Origin of the sequence: Pseudomonas sp. 57B-090624, from assembly GCF_003234055.1 — a bacterium.
GTDB classification, from domain to species: Bacteria; Pseudomonadota; Gammaproteobacteria; order Pseudomonadales; family Pseudomonadaceae; genus Metapseudomonas; species Metapseudomonas tohonis.
In genome coordinates this window covers 1-25,708 of record NZ_QKRU01000087.1, presented here as the reverse complement: position 1 = coordinate 25,708, position 25,708 = coordinate 1, and the positions used below count along the sequence as shown (strand labels likewise).

The 25,708-nt window shown below is 68.7% G+C and carries 22 protein-coding genes; 5 read left to right on the top strand and 17 right to left on the bottom strand.

The genetic code is table 11. The annotated features are described in order from the left end of the window. From DMX10_RS28290 to tagQ, 5 genes are all read left to right on the top strand, one after another. The coding region (locus DMX10_RS28290) for a vWA domain-containing protein (RefSeq protein ID WP_111264222.1) at positions 1-2,276 on the top strand (2,276 nt) is incomplete at its 5' end. After that, positions 2,276-2,992, top strand: a complete 717-nt coding sequence (locus tag DMX10_RS28285; protein WP_111264219.1) for an ABC transporter ATP-binding protein — start codon at positions 2,276-2,278, stop codon at positions 2,990-2,992. The genes DMX10_RS28290 and DMX10_RS28285, both read left to right, overlap by 1 nt. Next, positions 2,992-4,197, top strand: a complete 1,206-nt coding sequence (locus DMX10_RS28280) for an FtsX-like permease family protein (protein ID WP_111264218.1) — start codon at positions 2,992-2,994, stop codon at positions 4,195-4,197. Before DMX10_RS28285 ends, DMX10_RS28280 begins: the two co-directional genes overlap by 1 nt. After that, positions 4,190-5,887: an SUMF1/EgtB/PvdO family nonheme iron enzyme gene (locus DMX10_RS28275; protein ID WP_111264217.1), complete on the top strand. Its 1,698-nt coding sequence runs from the start codon at positions 4,190-4,192 to the stop codon at positions 5,885-5,887. Before DMX10_RS28280 ends, DMX10_RS28275 begins: the two co-directional genes overlap by 8 nt. A 227-nt stretch (positions 5,888-6,114) precedes the next feature. Then, entirely contained in the window at positions 6,115-7,077 is a 963-nt protein-coding gene (gene tagQ, locus DMX10_RS28270) for a type VI secretion system-associated lipoprotein TagQ (protein WP_111264221.1), read from the top strand. 159 nt (positions 7,078-7,236) lie between these two features. Here the strand turns inward: tagQ and DMX10_RS33490 are convergent, their stop codons facing one another. The 17 genes from DMX10_RS33490 to DMX10_RS28185 form a co-directional block, all read right to left on the bottom strand. Then, on the bottom strand, positions 7,237-8,562 hold the full coding sequence (locus tag DMX10_RS33490) for a PAS domain-containing methyl-accepting chemotaxis protein (protein ID WP_111264216.1): 1,326 nt from the start codon (positions 8,560-8,562) through the stop codon (positions 7,237-7,239). Between the two features lie 125 nt (positions 8,563-8,687). Beyond that, complete coding sequence (locus tag DMX10_RS28260; protein ID WP_021217491.1) at positions 8,688-9,767, bottom strand: chemotaxis response regulator protein-glutamate methylesterase; 1,080 nt, start codon at positions 9,765-9,767, stop codon at positions 8,688-8,690. Beyond that, positions 9,764-10,273 (bottom strand): chemotaxis protein CheD, encoded by a 510-nt coding sequence (locus tag DMX10_RS28255; RefSeq protein WP_111264215.1) that lies wholly within the window; start codon positions 10,271-10,273, stop codon positions 9,764-9,766. Before DMX10_RS28255 ends, DMX10_RS28260 begins: the two co-directional genes overlap by 4 nt. Continuing rightward, entirely contained in the window at positions 10,266-11,075 is an 810-nt protein-coding gene (locus tag DMX10_RS28250; RefSeq protein ID WP_111264214.1) for a protein-glutamate O-methyltransferase CheR, read from the bottom strand. The genes DMX10_RS28255 and DMX10_RS28250 overlap by 8 nt, the downstream gene beginning before the upstream one ends. 13 nt (positions 11,076-11,088) lie before the next feature. After that, a complete protein-coding gene (locus DMX10_RS28245; RefSeq protein WP_111264213.1) occupies positions 11,089-11,622 on the bottom strand; it encodes a chemotaxis protein CheW in 534 nt (177 codons plus the stop codon). 56 nt (positions 11,623-11,678) lie between these two features. Further along, on the bottom strand, positions 11,679-13,313 hold the full coding sequence (locus tag DMX10_RS28240) for a methyl-accepting chemotaxis protein (RefSeq protein WP_111264212.1): 1,635 nt from the start codon (positions 13,311-13,313) through the stop codon (positions 11,679-11,681). 29 nt (positions 13,314-13,342) lie between these two features. Further along, complete coding sequence (locus DMX10_RS28235; protein ID WP_111264211.1) at positions 13,343-13,870, bottom strand: chemotaxis protein CheW; 528 nt, start codon at positions 13,868-13,870, stop codon at positions 13,343-13,345. Continuing rightward, complete coding sequence (locus tag DMX10_RS28230) at positions 13,867-16,032, bottom strand: chemotaxis protein CheA (protein WP_111264210.1); 2,166 nt, start codon at positions 16,030-16,032, stop codon at positions 13,867-13,869. Before DMX10_RS28230 ends, DMX10_RS28235 begins: the two co-directional genes overlap by 4 nt. Continuing rightward, complete coding sequence (locus DMX10_RS28225; protein WP_111264209.1) at positions 16,032-16,337, bottom strand: lipid asymmetry maintenance protein MlaB; 306 nt, start codon at positions 16,335-16,337, stop codon at positions 16,032-16,034. Before DMX10_RS28225 ends, DMX10_RS28230 begins: the two co-directional genes overlap by 1 nt. A gap of 13 nt (positions 16,338-16,350) precedes the next feature. Next, positions 16,351-16,719 carry a response regulator gene (locus tag DMX10_RS28220; RefSeq protein ID WP_021217483.1) on the bottom strand — a complete coding sequence of 123 codons (369 nt, stop codon included), beginning with the start codon at positions 16,717-16,719 and terminating at the stop codon, positions 16,351-16,353. Positions 16,720-16,728: 9 nt separating this feature from the next. Beyond that, positions 16,729-17,502 carry a methyl-accepting chemotaxis protein gene (locus tag DMX10_RS33485; RefSeq protein WP_371921736.1) on the bottom strand — a complete coding sequence of 258 codons (774 nt, stop codon included), beginning with the start codon at positions 17,500-17,502 and terminating at the stop codon, positions 16,729-16,731. Positions 17,503-18,080: 578 nt separating this feature from the next. Next, the gene (locus tag DMX10_RS28210) at positions 18,081-18,710 is read right to left on the bottom strand and encodes a response regulator transcription factor (RefSeq protein ID WP_021217481.1); all 630 of its coding nucleotides are present in this window, start codon (positions 18,708-18,710) and stop codon (positions 18,081-18,083) included. Beyond that, positions 18,707-20,530 (bottom strand): PAS domain-containing protein, encoded by a 1,824-nt coding sequence (locus DMX10_RS28205; protein WP_111264207.1) that lies wholly within the window; start codon positions 20,528-20,530, stop codon positions 18,707-18,709. The genes DMX10_RS28210 and DMX10_RS28205 overlap by 4 nt, the downstream gene beginning before the upstream one ends. Before the next feature lie 195 nt (positions 20,531-20,725). After that, on the bottom strand, positions 20,726-21,472 hold the full coding sequence (locus DMX10_RS28200; RefSeq protein WP_111264206.1) for an ABC transporter substrate-binding protein: 747 nt from the start codon (positions 21,470-21,472) through the stop codon (positions 20,726-20,728). 251 nt (positions 21,473-21,723) lie between these two features. Continuing rightward, entirely contained in the window at positions 21,724-22,155 is a 432-nt protein-coding gene (locus DMX10_RS28195; RefSeq protein WP_236208909.1) for a YbaN family protein, read from the bottom strand. Beyond that, positions 22,136-22,723, bottom strand: coding sequence for a biliverdin-producing heme oxygenase (locus DMX10_RS28190; protein WP_111264205.1), 588 nt, complete (start codon positions 22,721-22,723; stop codon positions 22,136-22,138). The genes DMX10_RS28195 and DMX10_RS28190 overlap by 20 nt, the downstream gene beginning before the upstream one ends. Before the next feature lie 134 nt (positions 22,724-22,857). Continuing rightward, positions 22,858-25,482, bottom strand: a complete 2,625-nt coding sequence (locus DMX10_RS28185; protein WP_111264204.1) for a TonB-dependent receptor — start codon at positions 25,480-25,482, stop codon at positions 22,858-22,860. Positions 25,483-25,708 lie beyond the last annotated feature (226 nt).

Here is a 25,708-nt window from a genome sequence, read left to right as displayed (position 1 = left end):
CCGCCGCGCCGACCGGCAGCGGCATGACCGGGCTGACCCCGGTCTCGGTGACCATGCCCCCACTGGACGCCCCCGCACCGCCGACCCAGGTCACGCCGCCGGCGACACCCCCGGCCACGCCGCCCAAGAAGGGCAAGCGCGCCTCGGTGCTGGACACCGAACTCAGCGCCGCTGCCGGCCAGCCCACCAGTGGCCCCAACCGCGCACCGCTGATCGCCGCCGCCGGCCTGGCCGTGCTCGGCCTCGCCGGCATCGGCGGCGGTGCCTACTGGTGGCTGAACCAGTCGCCGGCCAAACCCGACACGGCCCAGGTCGACGGTGGCCAGGTCGACGGCGGCGCCACCGGTACGCCAGGCAGCGAAGGCGACCAGCCGGCAGACAGCGGTTCCAGTGCCGACTCCAGGCCCGTGGGCAACCAGGACGGCGGCAGCCGGCCGTTGATCATGGCCGGCAAGAAAACCCTCTTCGAGCGCGTGCTGAGCAAGCCCGGCGCACGCTTCGCCAGCGCCCCCGGCGCCGAGGCCGACGGCGCGCCGGTGCCGGCCTTCTCGGTGTTCTACGTGTACGCGCGCAAGGTCGTGGGCGGCACGCCCTGGGTCGAAGTGGGGGCCTCCAGCGATGGCCACCGCGATGGCTGGCTGCCCCTGGACAAGCTCAGCGACTGGAAGCAGAGCCTGGTGCTGAAGTTCACCGAACGCTCCGGCCGCTCGCCGGTGATGTTCCTGCGTGACCCGGAGCAGGTGGAGCTCTACCTCGCCGACTCCAGCAAGGCGCGCAACGCCGTGCACCAGGCCCAGTTCGGCGACAGCACCGACCCGGAGATCGTCGCCATCGAGCCGGCCGCCAGCGCCATCCCCCAGGACCAGTTCTACCTGCTGCCGATCTTCGATTCCCGCGAAAGCTTCGACGCCAGCGGCCAGCCGGTGCAGCTGCTCAACGTCGCCTCCATCGACCCGGGCGACACGCCCCAGGTGAAGGGCGAGGGCAGCGCGCCGGCGGCGAAGACCGATGCCTTCCGCACCGCCATCGTGCTGGTGGTGGACACCTCGGTGTCCATGCAGCCCTACATAGACCGCGTGCGCGACGTGGTGCACGAGCTGCACAACCAGATCGCCGCCCGGGGCGAGCTGGACAGCGTCAGCTTCGGCATGGTCGGTTTCCGCAGCAACACCGACAAGACGCCGGGCCTGGAGTACACCGCCAAGACCCTGGTGAGCCTGGACGAGGGGCGCAATCCGGACCAGTTCCTGCAACTGGCGCAGCAGGTCAAGGCCACCAACGTCTCCAGCCACGACTTCAACGAGGACGCCTTCGCCGGTGTCATGGAAGCGGTCGACGGCATGGACTGGAGCGGCTACGGCGGGCGCCTGATCCTGCTGGTCAGCGATGCCGGCGCGATCCGCAAGAACGACCCCCTGGGCCGTACCCAGATGAACGAGGCCGAGGTGCGCGAGGCGGCGCTGCGCAAGCAGATCAAGATCTACGCCCTGCACCTGAAGACCGACGCCGGGAAGAAGAACCACGGCTTCGCCGAGCAGCAGTACCGCAGCCTCACCGCCGATGCCAACCCGCAGATCGGCGACCTGTACATCCCGGTGGCCGGTGGCGACGTGAAGAAGTTCGGCGACAGCATCGGCGAGATCGGCAGCGTCTTCGCCGACCTGGTGCACAAGGTGCGCAGCGACGCACCGCTGGAGGCGCCGGTGGCGGGCAACAGCATCGCCGCCAAGACCGCCGCCATCGGCTACGCCATGCACATGGACTTCCTCGGCCACAAGTCCCAGGCCCGTGCGCCGCAGCTGGTGACCGCCTGGACCTCCGACCGCGACCTGACCAACCCGCAGCTGCCGGCCTTCCAGGTCTGCGTGCTGCTGACCAAGCTGCAGCTCAACGACCTGCAGCAGTCGCTGAAGGTGATCGTCGACGCCGCGCGCCGCACCCAGAGCTCGCCCAAGGACTTCTTCCAGGAGATCGCCAGCGCCAGTGCACACATGGCCCGCGACCCCTCGAAACTGGCCCGTGGCAGCAACCTGGCGCAGAGCGGCATCCTCGGCGAGTACCTGGAAGGGCTGCCGTACCGCAGCAAGTCGCTGAACATGAACCAGGACCTGTGGCTGTCGTTGTCGGTGGCCGAGCAGGAGGACTTCATCGACGAGCTGGAGTCGAAGATCCGCCTCTACGAGACCTTCCACAACGACACCGCCAACTGGGTGCGCTTCGGCGACGCGGCGCCCGGCGACGCCCTCTACCGCGTACCGCTGTCGACGCTGCCCTGATGCTCAGGCTTCGTGACCTGCGCAAGACGCGGGGGCAGGGCGCCCAGCGCTACAGCCTGGAAATCCCCAGGCTGGACCTGCGCGCCGGGCAACGCCTGGCCCTGGTCGGCCCCAGCGGCAGCGGCAAGAGCACGGTGCTCGACCTGCTGGCGCTGATCCTCTCGCCGGATGCCGGCGGGGTGATGGAGTATGAACTGGACGGGCGCGTGCGCGACGTCGCCGCGCTGTGGAAGCAGGGGCGCAGCGACGAGCTGGCGGCCCTGCGGGGTCGCGGCATCGGCTACGTGCTGCAGACCGGCGGGCTCTTGGGCTACCTCGACGTGGCCGGCAACATCGGCCTGCCCCGCGCGCTGCTGGGCATGCCGGACGACGATACGGTGCGCCACCTGGCCAGCCACCTGGAAATCGCCGATCAACTGGGCAAGCGCCCGTCGGCGCTCTCGGTGGGGCAACGCCAGCGCGTCGGCATCGCCCGCGCCCTGGCCCACCGGCCACGCCTGCTGCTGGCCGACGAACCCACCGCGTCCCTCGACCCGATCAACGCCGAGCGGGTGATGCAACTGCTGGTCGAGCAGGCCCGGCTCCATGACCTGTGCCTGGTGGTGGCGACCCACGACCAGGACCTGGCGGCCCGCGCCGGGCTGAGCCCCTTGCCCCTGGCGCTGCAGCGGGGCGTCGATGGCGGCGTCACCGCCACCCTCGCGGAGGCCGGGTGATGCGCAAGGGCCTGCTCGCCGCACTGGCCTGGCACGACTACCGCAACGAGGCGCGGCTCTCGGCCTGCGCGGTGCTCGCGCTGGTCGCCGTGGTCGCACCGCTGCTGGTGCTGTTCGGCCTCAAGCACGGCCTGGTCAGCACCCTCACCGAACGCCTGGAGCGCGACCCCGCCGTGCGCGAGGTGATTCCCCTGGGCGGCGCCCGCTACAACCTCGACAGCATCGCCGAGCTCGCCGCGCGCCCCGAGGTGGCTTTCGTGGTGCCGCGTACCCGGCAGATCGCCGCCACCGTCGACCTGCACGCCGACGGCGGCAGCCAGCCGCTGACCGTGGAGATGGTCCCCACCGCCGAGGGCGACCCGCTGGTGCCGCCCGCACAACTGCCCCAGGACAGCGGCGAGGTGGTGCTCAGCCAGCGCGCCGCCGAGCGCCTGGGGGTCAAGGCGGGCGACGCGCTCACCGCCGCTTTCGGCCGCTCCGTGTCGGGCACCCCCGAATACCAGCGCACCCGCGTGAAGGTGAAGGCGGTGCTGCCCCTGGAAGCCTTCCAGCGCCAGGCCCTGTTCGCTCGCCTGGACCTGCTGGAGGCGGTGGAGGACTACCGCGACGGCCTGGCCGTGGAGCGCTTCGGCTGGCCGGGCCGCGAAGCCGCCAGCGGTGCGCGGGCGCGGGTCTACCCCGGCTTCCGTCTCTATGCGCGCGATCTGGACGCGGTGGAGACGCTGCGCCTGCACTTCGCCGGCCGCGACCAGGAGGTCGCCACCCAGGCCGAGGCCATCGCCCAGGTGCGCTCGCTCAGCCGCAACCTGACCCTGGTGTTCTGGATCATCGCCGGGCTGGCCCTGGCCGGCGCCTTCGCGGCGATGGCCGCCAGCACCCTGGCGGCGGTGGAGCGCAAGCGCCGCGAACTCTCGGTGCTGCGCCTGCTGGGCGTCTCCACCGCCGCGCTGGTCTCCTTCGTGGTGCTGCAGGCGCTCTATACCGGCGCCTTCAGCCTGGCCCTGGCGGGCGTGCTGTACCTCGCCGCCGAGGCCGGGCTCAACCGATTGTTCCAGTCGGCGGCCGGTGAATACGCCTGCCGCCTGCTGTTCTCCCATTACCTGCTGGCGTTGCTGGCGACCCTGGCCTGCAGTGCGCTGGCCGCGGCGACCGGTGGCTGGCGCGCGGCCCGAATCGAAGCTTCGGAAGGACTACGTGATGTTTAAGTTGCTGACAGTCGCATTCTCACTGTCCCTGGCGGTGGCCACGGCGCACGCCGAGCCGAACCCGCTGTACAACCCCAAGCCGCTGCCGGACGACGTCAGCCTGCCGCTGCCCTGCGAAGGCGAGATGGTGTTCCGCTACGTCTACGTGCTGGCCAAGGGCACCCTGGACGACCGCGAAGTGAGCCTCGGCTACCCCTTCAGCGAGGGTGAGACCGGCTACCAGCAATCGTTCATCTCCGGCTACCGCCGCGACTTCATCAACGGCCAGTTCACCCTCTCGGACCTGTCGAAGGACTGGCAGTCCAAGCTTTCCGCCAGCCTGCCGAAGCCGGAGAAGGGCACGCCGCTCAAGCCGATGCTGTACTTCGTCGGCAAGTACGAAGTGACCCAGCGCCAGTACGACCTGGTGATGGCCCAGGCCGCTTCCCTGGCCGGCCAGGGCGAGCCGCCGGCCTGCGAGCCGGCCCCGGCGGGCATGGCCTCGCGCCTGCCCAAGGTCAAGCTGTCGCGCTTCGAGGCCGAGCGCTTCGGCGCGGTGTACAGCGCCTGGCTGCTGAAGAACCACCGCGACCTGCTGCCCATCAGCGGCCGGGGCGGCAAGGCCGAGGACGGCGGCGTCGGCTTCGTGCGCCTGCCCACCGAGGTGGAATGGGAGTTCGCCGCCCGTGGCGCCCACGCGGTGAGCCGCCAGGAGCTGGAGGCACGGCTGTTCCCGCGCAAGCAGGAAGGTGCCGAGGGCGACGGCCCGCTGGGTGACTGGGCGGTGTACAACCAGGTCGCCGGTGGCACCGGCCAGGCCGCGCGCCTGCTGCCCATCGGCCTGAAGAAGCCCAACCCCATCGGCCTGTTCGACGTCATCGGCAACGCCGCCGAGATGGTCCAGGAATCCTTCCAGCTGGTGCATGCCGGGCGCCGCCAGGGCACCTACGGTGGCTTCGTGGTCAAGGGCGGCAACTACCTGGAAGGGGAGATGACCCTGTTCACCGGCATGCGCCGCGAGTACCCGCTGTTCGCCGCCGACGGCACCGAGCAGCAGAACGAGACCACGGGCTTTCGCGTGGCCATCGGCGCGCTGTCGGCCCCGCGCTCGCGCTACAAGGACCTGTTCGAGCAGTGGAAGGCCGAGGGCCGCGCCTCCTCGCTCACCGACGAGATCGCCGACGACCAGGACCCGACCCAGCTGCTCGACAGCATCATCGCCAGCAGCGCCGACCCCGAGCTTCAGGGGCGCCTGGCGCTGGTCAACGAGGAGCTCAAGCGCAACATCTCGCTGATCGCCAAGCAGCGCGAGGAGGCGGCCGGCAACCTGATCCAGTCCGCCGCCCTGGTGGCCGAGACGATCAACAACTACAACATCCGCCTGACCAACCTGAAAAAGAGCCGCGACCAGGCCAAGGCGGCCAAGGACGACGCCTCGGCCAAGCTCTACGAGAGTGCGATGGCCAACGGCAAGACGGCACTCGACGGCGCCGTGGCGATCTATATTGACAACCTGGCGACCGGTACTCGCTATACCGATGCGGTGATCCAGGCGCAGTTCCAGCGGACCAAGGAAGAACTCAACCGCAACCCGGTGCTGGGCAAGAGTCTCGTGACGCGCGCCACGCTTTTCGTCAAGCATGTGGGCGAGTATCGTCAGCAGCGCAGGGCGGACCCGGAAGCGATTCTGAAAGAACTGCTCGGCCCCTGAGGCCACGCGACAAGGACGGCGTTTTAGGTGGCTTCCGTGAAGCCTTAATGGATTGGCAAGCCACTGAGAAGCGTAAGCGAGGCCGCCAGCGCAAGGCGAAAGCAGGTGAGAAAGCGGAGTCTACGAGCTGTAGATGAGCATTTCGAGACTGTTTTCAACGCTGCGATGGCAACGCAGATAGCTTCTCAGCGGCTTGTTAGACACACTCAAGAACGAGAGCAATGACCATGGCAACCCCACGCAACATTCCCGCATTTTCCGCAGTACGCACCGCACTGTTCACCGCCGTCACCTGCACCAGCGTGCTGCTCACCGGCTGTGCCGGCATGGGCGCCCCCAGCTCCAAGGTCGCGGCCAGCACCAAGGCCGAGTACTACCCGCAGTGCTACCAGCCGGTCAGCCAGCTGCGCGCCTCCGACCAGGCGATGACCCAGTCGGTCGCCACCGGCGCCATCGCCGGCGGCGTGATCGGCGCCCTGGCGGGCGGCCTTTCCGGCGGTGACCACGCCGGCCGCAACGCGCTGATCGGCGCAGCGGGCGGTGCCCTGGTGGGCGGCGCAGCGGGTTACTACAGCGCTCGCCAGCAGCAGATCGCCGACGACAACGCGCGCATTGCCTCCTACGCCAGCGACATCGATCGCAGCAGCGGCGAGATCGACCGCAGCATCAAGTACGCCAGCGCCGCGCAGAACTGCTACCAGCGCGAATTCGCCAACCTGCAGGCCTCGCGCAAGGCCAAGACCGTCAGCGAGACCGAAGGCCGCCTGCGCCTGGCCGAGATCGTCAGCGGCCTGAACGAAACCAACGCCCTGATGGCCGCCGTCGACGGTCGTGCCGGCGAGAACATCAACACCTACACCCAGGCCTACGAGAAAGACCTGCAGACCGTCGGTGTCGAGCGCAAGGACGTGAGCCAGGTCGTCGCCGCCGAGACGCCGGTCACCCCGGCCACCACCAAGACGTCGACCAAGACCACCACCAAGACCACCACCCCGCCGAAGAAGACCACCACCACCGCCAAGGCGGTGCCGAAAGAGGCGGTGAGCACCGAGCGCACCCTGCAACAGGCCGAAGCCAAGCGCGCCGAAAGCCAGAAAGTCGCCAGCCGTGGCCAGACCATGGTCAGCGATGTGTGCAACAGCCCCGACATGGGTGACTGGGCTCCGGCCAGCTGCGCCTCCAAGGCCTGACCCCTCGGCAGGCCCCTCCAGCCCGCCGCCTGCATCACCCGCCCGCCCGGGCGGGTGATTGCCTTCCAGCGACAGCCCTTCGTTTTTCACCTCGTACCCGAGAGCGGTGCTGCGTGCCGCCGGGTGGCCCCTGGACCGTGCCGGGGGTGCCGGGCCGGCTCAGTGGCCCCGCAGCGTGCGGGTGAAGCGCTGGATGGTGTCCACGACCCGCTGGGCACCTTCCTGGATGCTCTGGATGGCCCGGCCCGCCTCGTTGGCCAGGCGTACACCCTGGTCCACCTTCTCGCAGCTCTCGCGCATGCTGCCGACGGCTTCCTGGGCCAGCTCATGGTTGCGCTTGACCACCTCGACTATCTCCTCGGTGGCCCGTGCGGTGCGTGCCGCGAGGTTGCGCACCTCGTCCGCCACCACCGCGAAGCCCCGGCCTTGCTCCCCGGCGCGCGCTGCTTCGATGGCGGCGTTGAGGGCCAGCAGGTTGGTCTGGTCGGCGATGCCACGGATGGACTGCACGATGCTGTTGATTACGTCGGACTGCTGGCTCACGGCGCCGATCCGCTCGGCGGCATGGTTCAGCTCCCCGGCGATGCCCTGGACCAGCGCCACGGTGCGATTGACCACTTCTGCGCCACCCTGGGCCTCGGCGTCGGTCTGCTGAGCGGTCTCGTACGCCACGTGGGCCGCTTCGGACTCGGCCTGCTGCTCGAGCACCTCGATGGTGATGTCGGAGGCGAACTTGACGATCTTGTACAGCTTGCCGCGGGTGTCGAAGACCGGGTTGTAGCTGGCCTCCAGCCAGATGACGCCACCGTGGCTGTTACGCCGTTCGAAGCGACCGCTGACGTACTCGCCCCGGTTCAGGCGCTGCCAGAACTGCTGGTAGCCGGGGTTGCCGGCTTCCTCCCTCGAACAGAAGATCCGATGGTGCTTGCCGACGACATCCTGCGTGCGGTAGCCCGTCACCGCGAGGAAGTTCTCGTTGGCGGCGACCACCTCGCCGGCCGGGTTGAATTCGATGACCGCCATGGAGCGGTTGAGGGCATTGATGATCGCGTCCTCCTCATGTTCGTGCATGAGGTTGGCGCTGATGTCGGTGGCCAGCTTGATCACCTTGGTGACCCGCCCGCTGGCGTCGCGTACCGGGTTGTAGGTGGCCTCCAGCCACACATCGTGCCCCTGCTTGTCCAGCCGCAGGAAACGCTCGCGGATGAATTCGCCCTGGGCCAGCCGCTCCCAGAAGCGCCGGTATTCGGCGCTGTCGGCCACCGCGGGTTCGCAGAACAGGCGGTGGTGCCGGCCGGAGATCTCGTCCAGGCGGTAGCCCATGGTGCGCAGGAAGTTGTCGTTGGCCGCGACGATGGTGCCGTCGGGCAGGAACTCGATGATGGCCTGGGAGCGGTCCAGCGCGTCGCGCAGGGCGTGTGCCGTGGCCAGTTCATCCTGGCACCTGGCCAGTTCGTTTTTCAGGGCTGCACTGAACAGGATCATTTCACGTCGCTCCAAGGTGGCGTCGGGCGTGTGGGGGGCTACACGCACACCCGGATTCAAAAGGGCCCAGCGGCACCGGCGACGGAGTGGGGAAGTCGCCGACTGCGCATCGCCGGGCCACGAACTCAGGGGCGGTCGCCCCTCAAAATCTGGGCCGGGATCTGCTCCAGGGGGATTTCGCGTCGCACCGCGTCCAGCTTGCGGGCTTCCTTGGGCATGCCGTAGACCACGCAGGTGGCCTCGTCCTGCCCCAAAGTGTAGGCGCCGGCTTCGTACATTTCCCGCAGGCCTCGGGCACCGTCATCGCCCATGCCGGTCATGATGATGCCGGTGGCGTTGGCGCCGGCGGCGCGGGCCGTGGAGCGGAACAGCACATCCACCGAGGGCTTGTGGCGGGACACCGGCGGCCCGTCGACGATGTCCACCACGTATTGCGCGCCGTTGCGCTTGAGCAGCATGTGGCGGCCACCGGGGGCAATCAGCGCGCGGCCGGGAATCACCCGGTCGCCATGGCGCGCCTCGCGCACCTCGATCTGGCAGAGGCCGTCCAGCCGTGCGGCGAAGGCCGCGGTGAATTTTTCCGGCATGTGCTGGACGATGACGATGCCCGGGCAGACCCGGGGCAGGGCAGTGAGCACGTATTCCAGGGCCTGGGTGCCGCCGGTGGAGGTGCCCAGGGCGACGATGCGCTCGGTGGTGCGGGTCATGGCGGCCGGCCCGCCGGCCGGCAGGATGGCGTCGGCGCTGAGCTTGGGCGCCACGGCCGGCGTGGCGGACGCGGGGGCGCCGGGCAAGCGCTTGAGGCGCGCCTGTGACGCGGCCTTGATGGCCCCCACCAGCTCCTCGGTGGCCTCGATGAGGAACTGGCGCAGGTTGCCCTGGGGCTTGGTGACGATGGCCACGGCACCGGCGGCCAGGGCCTCCATGGTGGTGGCCGCGCCTTTCTCGGTCAGGGTCGAGCAGATCACCACTGGCGTGGGTCGCTCCACCATCAGCTTCTTCAGGAAGGAGATGCCGTCCATGCGTGGCATCTCCACGTCCAGCACGATCACGTCAGGCCAGTTGCGGTTCATCCGCTCCAGGGCGAACAGCGGGTCGGCGGCGGCACCGATCACCTCGATGCCACTGTGGCCGGACAGGCTGCCGGTCAGTACCTGCCGAACGACGGCGGAGTCGTCGACGATCATCACCTTGATCTTGTTCATGGCGAGCAGGCCTCGTAGCGCCGACTGGCAAGTTGTTGCGGGTTGGGGTGGCGGAGCGCGACGTTGCCGCTCCACACGTCGAAGATCAGGTTGCGGTAGCCCTCGCCGCCGACGTGGCGGGCGTGGCAGGCGAGCCCGTGGGCGGCCAGCAGGGCCAGGCCGGCCTCGACGTTCTTGTGGCCGATGTGCCGGCGCTCGCGGCTGCCGAACATGTTGCCACCGCCGAACAGGCTGACCCGGTAGTCCGTGGCGCGGGTGCCGCTGTCGCGGATCTCCTGCAGCAGTTGGTGCAAGGCTTCGTCGGCGTAGCGCCCGTCCGGTTCGCGGCCCGGGTGGCGGCAGGTGGGCAGCATGTAGTGGCACATGCCACCCAGCAGCGCCTCGCGGTGCCAGAGCACGATGGAGACGCAGGAGCCCAGCAGGGTGCGCAAGCGGGTGTAGCGGTCGCCGAAATACAACTCGCCCGGCTGCAGGAACACCTCGATGACGCCCTGGGGCTTACGCATGGGGCCTCCGGTAGATCGACGGGCGCACCGATTGCAGCTCGTCACTGATGCCGTTGAGGCTTTCCGAATGACTGACCAGGAAATAGCCGCCCGGGCGCAGGCGTGCGCAGAGGCGCTGCGCCACCTGGCGCTTGGTGTCGGCGTCGAAGTAGATCATCACGTTGCGCAGGAAGATCACGTCGAACACGCCCACGTCCGGCAGCGCGTTGTTGAGGTTGATCTGGCGGAACTGCACGCGGCGCTTGAGGGCCGGGTCCAGGGTGAACAGTCCTTCGTTGCGCCCGGTGCCTCGCAGGCAGAAGCGCTGGCGCAGGTTGCCGGGGATGCCTTCGGCGTCCTCCAGCGGGTAGAGCCCGGCGCGGGCCTTGTCGAGGATGCGCGTGCTGATGTCCGAGGCGAGGATTTCCCAGGGGCGGGCGGCAACGGCATCGGCCAGCAGCAGGGCCAGGGTGTAGGGCTCCTCGCCGCTGGAGCAGGCGGCGCTCCAGATGCGCAGCGGGCCGCTGCCGCTGCGCAGCTCGGTGCCGAGCTTCTCGCGCAGGAACTCGAAGTGCTTGGGCTCGCGGAAGAAGTAGGTCTCGTTGGTGGTCAAGAGGTCGACGGCGATCTGCAACTCACCCTTGTCCTTCATCAGCAACTGGTAGTAGTCGCCGTAGCTGCCCAGGCCGAAATGGCGCAGGCGCTTGCTGAGCCGGCCGGCGATGAGCTGGCGCTTGGCTTCCGACATGGCGATGCCGGCGATCTCGTGGATCATCCCGCGGAACTGCTGGAACTCGCGGTTGGAGAGGCTGAGATCGGTCATGGCGGGCTCCCGGTCAGGCCGACTGTTGCAGGTCGGCAGTGGTGCCGACCTCGGCCAGGCGCTGCAGGTCGTCCAGGGACAGCACCTGGCCGATGTCCAGCAGCACCACCAGGCGGCCGTCGAGCTTGGCCATGCCGCGGATGAAGTCGGTGCGGATGCGGGCGCCGAAGCGGGGGGCCGGTTCGATGTCCTGGGCGGCGATCTCGACCACGGCGTTGACCGCCTCGACGAGGATGCCCATCACCTGGCGCAGGTCGTCGCGCTCCACCTCCAGGATGACGATGCAGCTGCGCCGGCTGATGGCGGTGTGCCCGGCGCCGAGGCGCTGGCGCAGGTCCATGATCGGCACCACGCCACCGCGCAGGTTGATCACCCCCAGCACGCAGGACGGCATCATCGGCACCGGGGTCAGGTGGCCGTACTCGATGATCTCGCGCACGCTGCGGGTGCCGACGGCGAACACTTCGTCGGCCAGGGTGAAGGTCAGGTACTGCTGGGGCGCATCCGGCTGGGTGGTGTCGCCGGGGCGGCTGAAGACGCTGGACATGCTTCGCTCCTGGGGGGCACCGGCAGGTGCCCCGGTCACGGTATCGAAAGGTCGGGTCAGTGCTGGAAGCGGACGAAGCCGGCCGGTACTGCGTCGTCGAAGGCGTCGTCACGGTCCTCCACCACCCTGAGGGAGGTCTTGCGGGCCGCACCGGCCTTGCCCTTGGCACTGGCATCACGGCCGGCCTTGCCGGCGCTGGCGACCTTGAAGAAGTCCATCAGCTGCTGCAGTTGCTCGGCCTGGCCGCTCATCTCCTCGGCGGTGGCGGCCAGCTCCTCGGCGGAGGAGGCGGACTGCTGGGTGATCTCGCTGAGCTGGCTCATCGCGGTGTTGATCTGGCTGACGCCGGTGGTCTGCTCTTCCGAGGCGGCGGCGATCTCCTGCACCAGGTCGGAGGTCTTGGCGATGGAGGGCACCATCTGGTCCAGCAGGGTGCCGGCGCGTTCGGCCAGGGAGACGCTGCTCTTGGCCACTTCGCTGATCTCCAGAGCAGCCACCTGGCTGCGTTCGGCCAGCTTGCGCACCTCGGCGGCCACCACCGCGAAGCCCTTACCGTGCTCGCCGGCGCGGGCGGCCTCGATGGCGGCGTTGAGGGCCAGCAGGTTGGTCTGGTAGGCGATGTCGTCGACGATGCCGATCTTCTCGGCGATGGTCTTCATGGCCGCCACGGTGTCGCGCACGGCCTGGCCACCTTCGTCGGCTTCACGGGCGGCCTTGCCGGCCATGCCGTCGGTGACCTTGGCGTTCTCGGTGTTCTGCGCGATGGAGGCGGACATCTGCTCCATCGAGGCGCTGGTTTCCTCCACCGAGGCGGCTTGTTCGGAAGCGCCCTGGCTCATGCTCTGGGCGGTGGCGGAGATCTGCTCCGAGGCGCTGGTCAGCGAGTCGGCGTTGCTGCGCACCTCGCCGATGATCTGGCTGAGTTTCTCCACCATGGTCTTGATGGCCGCCAGCATGCTGCCGGTGTCGCCGGGCTTGGTCTCGACGGTGGCGGTCAGGTCGCCGGCGGCGATGCGGCTGACCACGTCCACGGCGTAGGCCGGTTCGCCACCCAGCTGGCGCAGCAGGTTGCGAGTGACCAGGCCGCCGATCAGGCCGATCACCAACAGGGTGACGGCAGAGACCACGATGGAGATCAGGGTGGCCTGACCGAGGGTGGCTTCGGCCCGCTGGCCGCCTTCGGTGGCCATGCGGATGTTGTAGTCACGGTGCTTGCTCAGGGCCTCGTTGAGCGTGGCGATCTCGTGGCTCTGCAGCGCGACCATGCCGTCCCGGGCCAGCTCGTTCTCATTGGCCCTGGAATGGGCCAGCAGCTTGTTCACGCCGATGAGGAAGGCCTCGATGGCCTTGCGGTCAGTGGCCAGCAGTTGCTCGTCTTCGCTGTCGGAGAGCAGCTTGGTGTAGTCCTCGATGGCGGACTGGATGGCGCCCTCGTTGTCGAGCAGGCCCTTGTCCAGCTCCTTCATGGCGGCCTCGTCGGTGGTGAGGATGTGGGTGTAGATCTGCTGGATATGCTGGTTGAGCGCATTACGCAGGGTGTTGATCGCCACGATGCTCGGCACCGAGTTGATGTTGGCGTAGTTGGCGGCGGTGTAGACCTGGTTCATCTGCTGGTAGGACACCCCCGAGAGCAGGAGGATGCCGAGCAGGGCGGACATCACCAGGAGGATCATTTTCTTGCTGATGGTCATTTTCAGGACTCCTGTGCGCGTCTGCGCAATCAGACGAGGGACAGTCGGGGGGTGCTGCGCTGGCCAGCCAGCGCGGCGATCTGGTCGACGTTCAGCACCTGCTCCATGCGCAGCAGGGTGAGGAAGCGTTCGTCCACACGGGCGAGGTCTTCGATGTATTCCGGGGGCACGCGGCTGCCGAAGGCGGGGGCCTGGCGCAGGGCGCGCGGCTCGATCTCGGCGACGGCGGTGACGGCGTCCACCAGGGCGCCCATCAGCTGGGCCTCGTCACCGTCCTGCAGCTCGACGATGACGATGCAGGTGCGTGCGCCCAGTTCGGTGCTGCCGAGGCCGAAGCGCTCGGCGAGGTCGATGATCGGCACCACGGCGCCGCGCAGGTTGATCACCCCGCGCACCAGCGGCGGCATCATCGGCACCTGGGTGATGGCGTGGAATTCGAGGATCTCCCGCACGTAGCGGGTGGCGACGCCGAACAGGTCGCGGCCGACCCGGAAGGTCAGGTACTGGCGTTGCTCGTCGTCGACGAACTCCGGCAGGGGCAGGCTGGCGGTACTCATTGCAGGCTACTCCGTTGGCTGAGGGCGGCGCCGCTGGCGCCGGGGCGGCCAGGCTGCGCGAACTGGGCGAGCAGGCCGGGGATGTCGAGGATCAGCGCCACCGCGCCGCTGCCGAGGATGGTGAAGCCGGAGAGCGACGGCACCTGGCCGAACACCCTGCCCAGCGGCTTGATCACGGTCTGGAATTCGCCGTGGAGCTGGTCCACCACCAGGCCGGCGCGGACCCCGGCGTAGCTGACCACCACCACGTTCTCCCGGCGCGGGCGCGGGCTGGCTTCCTCGAACAGGTTGCGCAGGCGGATGAAGGGCAGCACGTCGCCGCGCAGGTCCAGCTGGTCGAGGTCGTCCAGGTCGCTGCTGGGCAGCTCGATGCATTCCTCCACCATGTCCAGGGGCACCACGTAGCTGGAGCTGCCGACGCCGATGAGGAAGCCGTCGATGATGGCCAGGGTCAGCGGCAGGCGGATGCGCACGCAGGTGCCGGCGCCCAGTCGGCTGTCCAGTTCCACCGTGCCGCGCAGGGCGGTGATGTTGCGCTTGACCACGTCCATGCCGACGCCGCGGCCGGAGAGGTTGCTGATCTGCTCGGCGGTGGAGAAACCCGGCTCGAAGATCAGGTTGAAGGTGTCCTTGTCCGAGAGCTGCTGGCCTTCGGTGACCAGGCCGCGCTGTACGGCCTTGGCGAGGATCTTCTCGGGGTTGAGGCCGCCGCCGTCGTCGCTCACTTCGATGACGATGCCGCCGGCTTCGTGGTAGGCGTTCAGGCGCACCACGCCCTGCAGGGGCTTGCCGCTGGCGCGACGCTGCTCGGCCGGCTCGATGCCGTGGTCCATGGCGTTGCGCACCAGGTGGGTGAGGGGGTCGCCGATCTTCTCCACCACGGTCTTGTCCAGCTCGGTGTCGCCACCGCTGATGTGCAGGACGATGTCCTTGCCCAGCTCCTTGGAGACGTCGCGCACCACCCGCTGGAAGCGGTTGAAGGTGGCGCCGATCTGCACCATGCGCAGGGTCAGGGCGGAGTCGCGGACTTCCTCCACCAGGCGCGAGAGGGTCTCGGCGGATTCGCTCATGTCCACCAGGCCGCAGCCCTGGGCGAGCATGCGGGTGTTGGCGCCGGCGATGATCAGCTCGCCCACCAGGTTGATCAGTTGGTCCAGCTTGCCGGCGTCGACGCGGATCAGGTTGGCCTCGCCACTGGCGCGGGCGGTTTCCTTGAGGGCCTTGCCCACTGCGGCGGTCTCGCCTGGTTCGGCGGCGGCCGGTGCCTCGGGGCTGGAGTCGGCCTGGGCTTCGTTGGCCTGCGGGGCATCGAGGCTGGCCAGTTCGGCCTCGCTCAGGGTGCCGCAACGCAGCAGGCGCTGGCGCTGGGCGTCGCCTTCGTCGGCCTGCTCGGCCAGCAGCTCGGCGTAGCGGGCGAGGGGGGCGCCGGGCGGCAGGATGCGGATGCGGCCGTCCTCGCGGACGAAGTCGAAGGCGCCCTCGATCACCGCCTGGTCGGCTTCGGTGGTGAAGGCCACTTCCAGGCCCAGGTAGCAGGCCTCCGGGTCGAGGGCGTCGAAGCTGGGCAGGTGGTCGATCACCGGCTCGATGTGCAGCAGGTCGCCGAAGGTCGCCAGGTAGCGCAGGAAGGCCACCGGGTCCATGCCGTTGCGCAGGCTGTCGGCACCGAAGCGCAGGGACAGGTGCCAGTGCCGGCTGGCGACGCCTTCGGCCGGAGCCGGGGTGCACCCGGCGGCGGTGGCGTCGGCAGCGGCGGCCGGGGTGGCGTCCAGGTACTGGCTGAGGCGTTGCACCAGTTCGGCTTCGTGGATGCCCATGACCTCCGGCAGCTCGGCCAGGTCGCGGCCCTCGGCGAGGTGGTCCACCAGGCCGACCAGGTGGTCGCCCACCAGCAGCATCAGGGCGCTGAGGTCGGCACCGAACGGCAGCTCGCCGGCACGGACGCGGTCCAGCACGCTTTCGGCCACGTGGGTGAAGGCGACGATGGAGTCGAAGCCGAACAGCCCGGAGGAGCCCTTGATGGTGTGGGCGGCGCGGAAGATGGCGTTGATCAGTTCGGGATCGTCCGGCGATTGCTCGATCTGCAGCAGGGCGTCTTCCATCTGCTGCAGCAGCTCCCGGCTTTCGGCGATGAAGGTGCCGATCACGCTGTCGAGGTTCATCAGTGCAGCCCTCCGATGGGGAGCAGGTCACGCAGGCCACTCAGTTGCAGGATCTCGGTCATGGCCGGGCTGGCCCCTTCGAGGCTGAGGTGGACGTGCTGGCGGCGGGCTTCCTGGCAGGCCGCCAGCAGCAGCTGCAGGCCGGCGCAATCCACTTCCTCGATGGCGCTGAGGTCCAGGTGCAGGTCCACGGCCCCTTGCAGGGCGTTGGCCAGCAGCAGCTTGGTGTCGGCGGCGGTGTAGATGGTCAGCGCGCTGTCCAGGGCCAGGCGGCGGCTGCCATCGAGGGATTCAAGGGTGCTCATGGCGGTCTCCCGGTCAGGGCAGGATCAGTTTGGAAACGGCGGTGAGCATCTGCGCCGGCTGGAAGGGCTTGACCACCCAGGCCTTGGCCCCGGCGGCCTGGCCTTCGGCTTTCTTGGCGTCGCCGGCCTCGGTGGTGAGCATGATCACGGGGGTGAACTTGTAGGCCGCCAGCTGCTTGACGTTCTTCAGGAAGGTGATGCCGTCCATGTTCGGCATGTTCACGTCGCTGATGATCAGGTGGACCTTGCGGCCGTCGAGCTGGGTCAGCGCGTCCTTGCCGTCGACGCCTTCGAGCACGTCGTAGCCGGCGGTTTTCAAGGTCATGCCCACCACCTGGCGGATGGAGGCGGAGTCGTCGACGATGAGAATGGTCTTGGCCATGATGGGTCCTCAGAAGAAGGTGATGTCGGAAGCGGAATGGCTGGCGCCCGCGATGCCCGAGCCGCCCTGGCGGCCGTGGTGGATGGCGTGCTGTTCGGGGGTGGTGTAGGTGCTGGAGAGTTCGTCGAGCCAGGAGCGGGCGTCCACGTGGCGGGCGTCGTCCTGCTCCAGGTGCTGGGCCAGGCGGCCGATGTCGTCGCGCATGTGGCCGAGCATCTGGCTGACCCGGTCCTGGAACTGCAGGGCGACCAGCACCTCGGAGATTTCTTCGCCGACGGCGGCGTTGTCATTGCGCAGGGCGTTGCCATGCTCCACCAGGCGGGTGGCGCCGGAGCGGAACTGGGCGATCACCTGGCGGATCACCTGGCTGGCGTTTTCCAGGGTCCCGGCGTCGCGGGTGGCGTGTTCGTTGGAGACTTCCAGGGTGCGCTCGATGGCGCCGCTGACGGTCTCGATGGTGTCGCCGATGCGCTTGCCGGTTTCCTCGGAGAGGGTGGAGAGCTTGCGCACCTCGTCCGCGACCACGGCGAAGCCGCGGCCGGCCTCACCGGCGCGGGCGGCTTCGATGGCGGCGTTCAGGGCCAGCAGGTTGGTCTGCTTGGCCACATCGCCCACTTCCTTGGCCATGGTGCGCAGCTGGGCGGTGTAGCTGTTCAGCCGCTCCACCTCCTGCAGCAGGCTCTCCTTGCTGGAGAGCGCCAGGCGCAGCTGGCTGACGATGTCTTCGAGCTCCACCTCGCTCTGGGCCAGCAGGGTGACCAGGGCATCGCTGTCGGCCTGCATGCCGCTGGAGACGGCCTCGCTGATGCGGCCGGCGAGGCGGGCGAAGCGCTCGGAGAGGGCTTCGATGGCGGTCTGGGTCTGGTGGCGGGCGGATTCGATCTGCGCCGACCAGATCGGCGCGATGCTGATGCACAGCTCCGGCAGGCCCTGCACGTGGCGCTCGGCTTCGAGCCGGGCACCTTCGGCCAGGGCTTCGTCGCGGGCCCGGTTGAGTGCCTTCTCGTGGACGGCGCCGCGCTGGGCGAGGACGACCCACAGCAGCAGCGTGGGCGCCACGGCGGCCAGGGCCCAGGCCGGGGAAGGGAACTGGCTGGCCGTCCAGAACAGCAGCGCGCAACCGGCACCGCAGAGGGCGATGGGCAGCCAGGGGACGCTGGAAGTGGGGTTCGGGCTGGTCACGGTCGCGCTCCTCGAGGACACGGGGCCCGCAGCGGCGATACGTTGCGGGGGTGTGTCCAGCATGAGCGCGGGGCCTGCGCGGCCCTATCGTCCTATCCCGGTGATGGCATCGGGACATCCTGCTTTTTTGTAGGGATTTCCCGAGGGGCTGCGTCGCGCCGCGGCCCCTATCGAGTGGCTCAGGCGGTCAGGCCGTGGGTCATGGCGTACTTGATGATGTCGGCGTTGCAGGTGAAGCCCATCTTCTCCATCAGCCGGGTCTTGTGGGTGCTGACGGTCTTGTTGCTGATCACCAGCTGGTCGGCGATCTGGTTGACGCTGAGGCCCTGGGCCAGCAGGCGGAGGATCTGGAACTCGCGGTCGGAGAGCTGGGCGGCGGCATCGTCCGTGGGGCTGCTGCTGGCGAAGGCGAGCTGTTCGGCGATGCGCGGGTCCAGGTAACGCCCCCCATCGGCCACCCGGTGGATGGCGGCGAGCAGGGTCTCCGGGTTGTGGTCCTTGGTCAGGTAGCCGCTGGCGCCGGCGCGCAGGGCACGTTGGGCGATCTGTGCCTCGTTGTGCATGCTCAGCACCAGGATCGGCAGGCGCGGGTAGCGGCCGTGCACGCGGCTGATCAGGTCCTCGCCGCTGAGGCCGGGCATGCTCATGTCCAGCAGCAGCAGGTCGAACTCGCCCAGCCGCAGCTGCTCCAGCACCTGGGCGCCGTTCTCCGCTTCGGCCGCCACCTGCAGGCGGGTGTCGAACTCGATGAGTTGCTTGAGGCCGCCGCGCATGATGGCGTGGTCGTCGGCGATGAGGATGCGGGTCATGCCGTCTCCGTGGGCTCGTTGATGGGGAAGGTGGCCTGCACCGTGGTGCCCTGGCCGGGGTGGCTGAAGATCACCACTTCGCCGCCCAGGCTGGTGCCGCGCTCGCGCATGCCGGCCAGGCCCAGGGAGCGCTTGCCGACCTTGGCCGGGTCGAAGCCGTGGCCGTTGTCGGTGATGTCCAGCACGTAGCGGTCATCGAGCCGCTCCAGGCTGACCACCGCCCGGCTGGCACCGGAATGGCGGGCGATGTTGGTCAGCGCCTCCTGGACGATGCGGAAGGCGGTGGTGGCCTGGCTGTCGTCCAGGGCCGGTGCGCCGCTGTGGGCCACCAGCTCGAGGGTGATCTGCGTGTGGTGGCTGCGGAATTCGTCGATCAGCCATTCCAGGGCCGGGTAGAGCCCCATGTTCAGGGCCGCCGGGCGCAGGCTGGTGGCGATGGAACGCACCACGCCGATGGTGCGGTCGCACAGCGCCATGAGCCGCTCCACGTCCTCGCCGAGCCCCGGGGCCTGCTCGCCGTACTTCAGGCGCAGCAGGGATATGCCCATGCGCAGGGCGGTGAGGTGCTGGCCCAGTTCGTCGTGGATCTCCCGGGCGATCAGCTTGCGCTCCTCCTCGCGGGCGCTTTCCCGGCGGCTGGACAGCTCGCGCAGCTGGCGGTTGCTGGCGGCCAGGCGGCGTTCGGCCTTGCGGATGCCGCTGATGTCGCGGGCCACCGAGATGACGCTGGTCACCTCGCCCTCGGCGTTGCGCTCCGGCACCAGTTGCATGAGGTAGTGGATCTGCTTGTCGCTGGGGCCGTCGATGCCGTGGATCAGTTCTTCCTCCATGGACTCGCCGGTGGCGGCGACCTCGCGCACCAGGTCGCCCATGATGTCGACCTGGGAGTTGTCACCGAAGACTTCCCGTGCCGGCCGGCCACGGGCCTCCACCAGGGGCAGGCGGCACAGGGCTTCCAGGGCCGGGTTGGCGTAGAGCAGGCGGAAGTCGGGGGTCAGCCGGCCGATGGCGTCGGGCGTGTTCTCGATCAGCGCGCGGAATTGCCGCTCGTTGCGCAGCAGGGCGTCGGCGATGCGCCGCCGCTCGGTGAAGTCGTGCATCAGCACGAGGCTGTAGGGGCGCTGGTCGTAGCGGAAGCGGTTGAACTGCAACGTCACATAGCGCGGGAAATCCTCCCCCGGGACGTGCAGCTCGCAACTGAGCACGCGCTGGGTGTCCAAGGCTTCCTGCAGGCCATCCTCCCGGGCGAACAGTTCGGCGAACTGCTCCGTCAGCAGGGCCAGCACCGGTGCCAGCGGCTGCCCGACGAGGTGCTGGCGCGGCTGGCCGATCAGTTGGCAGGCGGCTTCGTTCAGGTAGCGGATGTTCTGCTCGCCATCGAGCAGCAGGACGCCATCGGCGGTGTAGTCCAGGGCGAAGCTCAGCAGGTGCATCTGCTCGGCCCGCTCCCGGTGCCCGGCAAGGGGTTGCAGGCGCACCAGGTAATGGGTGGGCTGGCTGCGACCGTCCTCGACCATGCTCAAGCCCAGGTGCAGCCAGCGGTGCTCGCCGGACGCGGTGGTGAAGCGCATCTCGCCGCAGGACAGGTCGTCGTGCTGGCGACGTGCCCGGTCAAGGGCCTCGCCCAGTGCCTGGCGATCCCCGGGGTGCAGCAGGCTGTCCAGCCGTATGCCGAGCAGGGTCTGCCGGGAGCGCCCGAGCAGCTCCTCCGAGGCTCGGTTGACGTGACGGACGGTGCCGTCCAGCTCCAGCAGGGCCAGCCCCACCGACGACGACTCGAATGCCCGACGAAAGATATCTCCCCCAGCGCTGTGGCCCATGACGCCCCCGATCACGTGCGATGCGACTGACGGAGTATGGATCAGTGGCGAAATGCTGGCAGGTTTTTGCTCAGGCCAGCCACCGGCGCTGCAGTGACCGGGTGCACTCCGGGGCATGCACGGGGCGGACGGCCGCACCCGGGGCTCCGCCTCGCGGCCGGGGACGGCACGCATCGGGTGGGCATCGGGTGGGGTTCAGGGGCTGGGCGGCTCGACGCCTTGCTCGCGGTAGATGGACACCACCTCGCCGTTGCGGCGCATGGCCTCCAGTTCGCGACCGAGACGATCGTAGATCGCCGCGCGGTCGCTTTCGTAGAGCTTCTTCGAGACGGCGAAACGGTTTTCCACGCGGATCGGTTCGCGCAGCCCGGCGTAGGTGTAGTCGTGGAAGCGGATGTTCTCGAAGGCCGTGTCGATGGCGGCCTTGTCCAGGACGGCGATGGTGTCGATGCGACCGGCGCGGAACATCCGCACCAGGATGTCGTCGTCCACTGCCGGCTGCTTGTGCAGGGCCCTGTCGGCGTCGAAGCGCGGGAAGTACAGGGTGCTGCGCTTGACGCCGATGCGCAGGGGCGCCAGGTCCTCGTAGCGCTCCAGCCGCTGGGTGGGGCGGATGGTGAAGAGTATCTGCTTGTCCTGGGTGCCGATGCTCGGCAGGTAGTGCAGGTAGTGGTCGCGCTCCGGGTCGGGCAGCACCCGGGGCACCAGGTCGATGCGGCCATCGCGCAGGTCCGCCAGGCTGCGGGCGAACGGCGCATGGCGCCACTCCAGTTGCAGCCCGGCGCGCTCGGTGGCCACTTCCAGCACCTTGACCAGGGGGCCGGTGGGGCGCCCGTCGATGCTCCACATCTCGGGCGGGCGGTCGCGCAGGTCCACGCGCAGGGTGTCGGCCTGTGCCAGCACCGGGAGCAGCAGGATCAGGAAGGCAGAAAGCAAGCGCATGGGAGGTTCTTCTGTTTATTGTCCGCGCCCGTCGAGGGGCCCGCATGCCTGAACTGTGGTGCCCAAACCGCAGCGGCGCAACTCGACTCTCGTAGGGAGCGTCGCTGGCAGGCACCCGGCGGGAATGGGCAGGACGCCACGCGGGCTTCAGCCGACCCCGGGTTGAAACCGCTCCTGCAGGATCAGCCCCGTCGCAGGGGTAGGCCGTGTGCGAACCGACGATGACGGGCGTGGAACCACGCGGGGAGGGATCAGCGCCGGTCCGGGCGCGACCAGATCCACAGGTTGCCGAGCAGCATGCCGGCCATGACCAGGTAGAGCCAGGCGCCGTGGGGCAGGGTGATGAGCATGATGGCCAGGGCCAGGAGCATCGAGGCGCTGGCGGCGAGCTTGGCATGGCGGGCGATGGCGCGGCCGTTGCGCCAGTTCTTGAGGATGGGGCCGAACAGGCGGTGGTTCTCCAGCCAGTTGGCCAGGCGCGGCGAACTCTTCGAGGCGGCCCAGGCGGCGAGCAGGACGAATTCGGTGGTGGGCAGGCCCGGCAGCACCAGGCCGACCATGCCGACGCCCAGGCTGGTGTAGGCCAGCAGGGCGAACAGCAGGCGGCTGATGCGCGAGCGCGATGGCGCGGGCGCGGCGACCGCAAGGTCGCCGGCCAGGGATTCAGGCGGGGGTGCTTGCACGGGCGTAGGCGTGTTGCAGCAGTTCACGGAAGCGGTTGAAGGCGGCGAGGGCGCCCTTGTCCACCTCGGCGTCCTGTTCGGCGCTCAGTTCCAGGCCGTCGAGGGTGCGGGTGAAGCTTTTCCAGCCTTCGGCGCGGCCGCCGGCGGGCTCGCCCAGGTGACGGGCACCGAAGGTTTCGGTCAGGCCCAGTGCGGCGACGCGCTTGATCAGGAAGGCGGCGCCGAGCTTGGAGCCTTCGGAAACGAACAGCCAGCCCAGGGCTTCGGCGAAGCTGGGGTTGTGCACGGCGCCGGCGACCGGGGCGGGTACGTCGGTGTCCAGGTCGGCCAGGTCCAGGCGCGCCTGCTCGGCACGGCAGCGGGCGGGCAGGTCGGGGAAGACTTCGACCAGCGCGGCGTCCTGGTACAGGCTCTGCAGCTCGGCCTGGAACAGGTACTGGGCGACCACGAAGTGGGCGAAGTTCTCGCGGTTGGCGAAGGGGTCGTGGGCCTTGACCGCCTGGTCCAGCTCGGCGTGGGGCGCGTGGGTGATCTGGTTGATGCGTTGGGAACGGAGGGTGCTGGTCATGGAGTCATCCTGGTAATTGGCTTCTGTTGACGAGACGAACGAGGGCGTCCATCGCGTAAAAAATGCGCGCAAGGGGGTGTCGCGCCTGGCGGCCTCCCCCCACGCCGAAGCGGGAGGGGCCTTGCCGGCGGCGATCAGATGTCCCAGACGAGGTTGACGGAGAAGTTGCGGCCCGGTTGGGTCAGGCGGTCGAGGTTGGCCGGGGCGGTCACGCCGGCCTCGCCGACGCCGTCGTAGCCGCGCACGTCGTCCCACAGCCAGTATTTCTTGTCGGTCAGGTTGTAGAGGCCGGCGTTGAGGGTGAGGTCGTCGGTCAGCCGGTAGTAGCCGGTCAGGTCGAGGATGCCGAAGCCCGGGGTCTTGAACTGGCTGCCGCTGCCATCCGGTGCCTTGAAGGTGCTGCCGTCGACGCGGGTCTTGCGCTTGCTCAGGGTCCAGCTCAGCAGGGCGCCGTACTCGTCCTGGTCGTAGCCCAGGCCGAACACGCCGGTCAGCGGGTTGACGCTGTTCAGCGGGGCACCGGTCTCGTCGTTGCGACCACGGGCATAGGCGATGGACCCCTGGGTGTAGAGGCCCGGGAAGGCGCCGAATTGCTCCAGATCCAGGCGCCCCTTGGCTTCCACGCCACGGATGCTGGCATGGCGGATGTTCACGCTCTTGAAGGTGACGCCGGTGCTGGGGACGCTGGCGTTCTCGTCGATGAAGTCGCGGTATTCGTTGTAGAAGGCTGCCACGTCGAAGCTGCCGCCCTCGAAGCTGCCACGCAGGCCGGTTTCCACCCCACGGCTCTTTTCCGGCTCCAGGTTCGGGTTGGGCTCGACGCTGTAGCCGCCGGCCAGGTTCTGGAAGCGGCCATAGAGGGCCTTGGCGGTGGGGGTGCGGAAGCCCTCGGCGTACTGGCCGAACCAGGTGTAGTGCTCGTCGAACGCATAGGTCACGCCGAACTTGGGCGAGACACGGTCCCAGGTCTTGCTCTTGTCGCTGAAGGCGTTGACGGTGCTGTTGCTGATGGAGGCGAGGAATTCGCTGGTCAGCTCGGGGTCCAGGCGGGTGTAGTCGTAGCGCACACCCGGCAGGAAAGTCCACTGGTTCCAGCGGATCTCGTCCTGGGCGAACAGGCCGTAGGTCCTGATGGTCGGGTCGGGGAAGTCGCTCTGCGGGGACAGGCTGTCGCTGGCGGTGGGGCTGACCTGGCCGACGCGGTTGGTGCAGGTGCCGACCGAGGCGTGGCAATAGGCCGAGCCGGTGCGCTGGCCAGTGACTTCCTGGTGCTTGACGCTCAGGCCGTAGGTGAGCAGGTGCCCGGTCTCGCCGATGTCGAAGGACTTGTCCAGCTGGGCGTCCAGGACCCACTGGCGGTCCTTGTAGTAGGTGTCGCGATAGCGCATGACGTCACGAGAGATCGCACCGGTGAACGGGTTGCTGGGTACATAGCGCTCCTGGGTGCTCTGGTCGGTCTTGGCGATCTGGTAGTTCAGGCTCCACTTCAGGTTGTCGGCCAGCAGGCTGTCGAGGGCGAGGCTGTGTTCCAGGCCGAAGCGCTCGCGGGTGATGGTGTCGTTGCCGCTGCGCGCTCTGTAGTAGCCCGAGCCCACGCCGATGGTGGGGGCGTTGAAGGGGCCGCCGACGGCGCTGAGCTGGTTGGTGTCGCGGTCGTCCTTGTACGTCTCGTAGGTCAGCTGCAGGCGGTCGGTGTCGTTGTAGTTCCAGCCCAGCTTGGCCAGCAGGTTGGTGGTGCGCACGTCTTCCGGGTTGGCTTGGGTACGGGCCAGGCCGGTGCCGCCATGGCCGCCGAAGGACTCGGTCTCGTGGCCGTTGCGCTGGGACAGGTGCAGCAGGGCGTCGAATTGCTCGTGGCGGCCGGCGACGGTGCCGGAGGTGAGCCAGCTGTCATCGGCCGAGCTGTAGCCGGTCTTCAGGCGCGCGCCGACGTCCTTGCCGGGCTTGAGGATGTCGTCGGCACCCAGGGTGAAGTAGCTCACCGCACCGCCGATGGCGTTGCTGCCGTACAGGGCCGAGGCCGGGCCGCGGAGGATCTCCACGCGCTTGACGATTTCCGGGTCGACGTAGTTGCGGTTGGTCTGGGCGTAGGGGCCGTTGAAGAAGCTGCTGGGTACCTCGACGCCGTCGATCTGGGTCAGTACGCGGTCGCCATCGATGCCACGGATGTTGTAGCCGCTGATGCCGGCACGCTGGCCGGTGCCGCCGACGGTGACACCCGGCTCGTCACGCACCAGGTCCTTGATGCTGTTGACGTTCTGGCGGTCCAGCTGTTCGCGGGTGCGCACGCTGACGCTGGCGGGCACTTCGCTGGCGTTCTGCTCGCGACGGGTGGCGGTGACCGTGGTGGGGTTCAGCTCCATGGCCAGGCCCTTCGGCGGGGTGGGTACCAGCACCACGCTGCGCTCGCCGACGGCGCGGTATTCCAGGCCGGTGCCCGCCAGCAGGCGCTGCAGGGCCTGTTCGGCCGGCAGGCGGCCGTTGACGCCCGGGGACTGCACGCCGGCGGCGAGGTCGGAAGAGAGGCCGACCTGCCAGCCGCTCACGGCGCTGAAGGCATTGAGCGCTTCCACCAGGGGCTGGCGGGCGATGGCGAAGCTGTAACCGCTCTGGCTGGCCAGCTGGGTCGGCGCGACACCGGTTTCGGCGGCCTGGGCGATACCGACGGGCAGGCTGCCCAGGGCGATGGACAGGGCCAGCAGCGACAGGCCGGTGGGGGCGGACAGGCGCAGGGTGGGGCGGTTTGAGCGGGTGGTCATGGGAGCGGTTCTCTTCGGTCCGTTGATCGCATTTCTAATGCGAATCAGTGTCATTAGCTTTTGACGAGACGAACGAGAAATCGCAATCGCGTAAAAATAAGGGTATTCGGAAAAGGCTGTTGATTCGGTGTTGTAGGTCAGCATCTACATTTCAATTTTAATTTCGTAGATTGCTGTTGACAGCCTGCATTCTTGGCGTTAGAGTTCATGTCAGGTGCTGAACACA

Bases quoted from the DNA above. Each gene is read 5' to 3' on its own strand.
- DMX10_RS28285 (WP_111264219.1), top strand. From the start codon at position 2,276: ATGCTCAGGCTTCGTGACCTGCGCAAGACGCGGGGGCAGGGCGCCCAG.
- DMX10_RS28280 (WP_111264218.1), top strand. From the start codon at position 2,992: ATGCGCAAGGGCCTGCTCGCCGCACTGGCCTGGCACGACTACCGCAAC.
- DMX10_RS28275 (WP_111264217.1), top strand. From the start codon at position 4,190: ATGTTTAAGTTGCTGACAGTCGCATTCTCACTGTCCCTGGCGGTGGCC.
- tagQ (WP_111264221.1), top strand. From the start codon at position 6,115: ATGGCAACCCCACGCAACATTCCCGCATTTTCCGCAGTACGCACCGCA.
- DMX10_RS33490 (WP_111264216.1), bottom strand. From the start codon at position 8,562: ATGATCCTGTTCAGTGCAGCCCTGAAAAACGAACTGGCCAGGTGCCAG.
- DMX10_RS28260 (WP_021217491.1), bottom strand. From the start codon at position 9,767: ATGAACAAGATCAAGGTGATGATCGTCGACGACTCCGCCGTCGTTCGG.
- DMX10_RS28255 (WP_111264215.1), bottom strand. From the start codon at position 10,273: ATGCGTAAGCCCCAGGGCGTCATCGAGGTGTTCCTGCAGCCGGGCGAG.
- DMX10_RS28250 (WP_111264214.1), bottom strand. From the start codon at position 11,075: ATGACCGATCTCAGCCTCTCCAACCGCGAGTTCCAGCAGTTCCGCGGG.
- DMX10_RS28245 (WP_111264213.1), bottom strand. From the start codon at position 11,622: ATGTCCAGCGTCTTCAGCCGCCCCGGCGACACCACCCAGCCGGATGCG.
- DMX10_RS28240 (WP_111264212.1), bottom strand. From the start codon at position 13,313: ATGACCATCAGCAAGAAAATGATCCTCCTGGTGATGTCCGCCCTGCTC.
- DMX10_RS28235 (WP_111264211.1), bottom strand. From the start codon at position 13,870: ATGAGTACCGCCAGCCTGCCCCTGCCGGAGTTCGTCGACGACGAGCAA.
- DMX10_RS28230 (WP_111264210.1), bottom strand. From the start codon at position 16,032: ATGAACCTCGACAGCGTGATCGGCACCTTCATCGCCGAAAGCCGGGAG.
- DMX10_RS28225 (WP_111264209.1), bottom strand. From the start codon at position 16,337: ATGAGCACCCTTGAATCCCTCGATGGCAGCCGCCGCCTGGCCCTGGAC.
- DMX10_RS28220 (WP_021217483.1), bottom strand. From the start codon at position 16,719: ATGGCCAAGACCATTCTCATCGTCGACGACTCCGCCTCCATCCGCCAG.
- DMX10_RS33485 (WP_371921736.1), bottom strand. From the start codon at position 17,502: ATGCAGGCCGACAGCGATGCCCTGGTCACCCTGCTGGCCCAGAGCGAG.
- DMX10_RS28210 (WP_021217481.1), bottom strand. From the start codon at position 18,710: ATGACCCGCATCCTCATCGCCGACGACCACGCCATCATGCGCGGCGGC.
- DMX10_RS28205 (WP_111264207.1), bottom strand. From the start codon at position 20,530: ATGGGCCACAGCGCTGGGGGAGATATCTTTCGTCGGGCATTCGAGTCG.
- DMX10_RS28200 (WP_111264206.1), bottom strand. From the start codon at position 21,472: ATGCGCTTGCTTTCTGCCTTCCTGATCCTGCTGCTCCCGGTGCTGGCA.
- DMX10_RS28190 (WP_111264205.1), bottom strand. From the start codon at position 22,723: ATGACCAGCACCCTCCGTTCCCAACGCATCAACCAGATCACCCACGCG.
- DMX10_RS28185 (WP_111264204.1), bottom strand. From the start codon at position 25,482: ATGACCACCCGCTCAAACCGCCCCACCCTGCGCCTGTCCGCCCCCACC.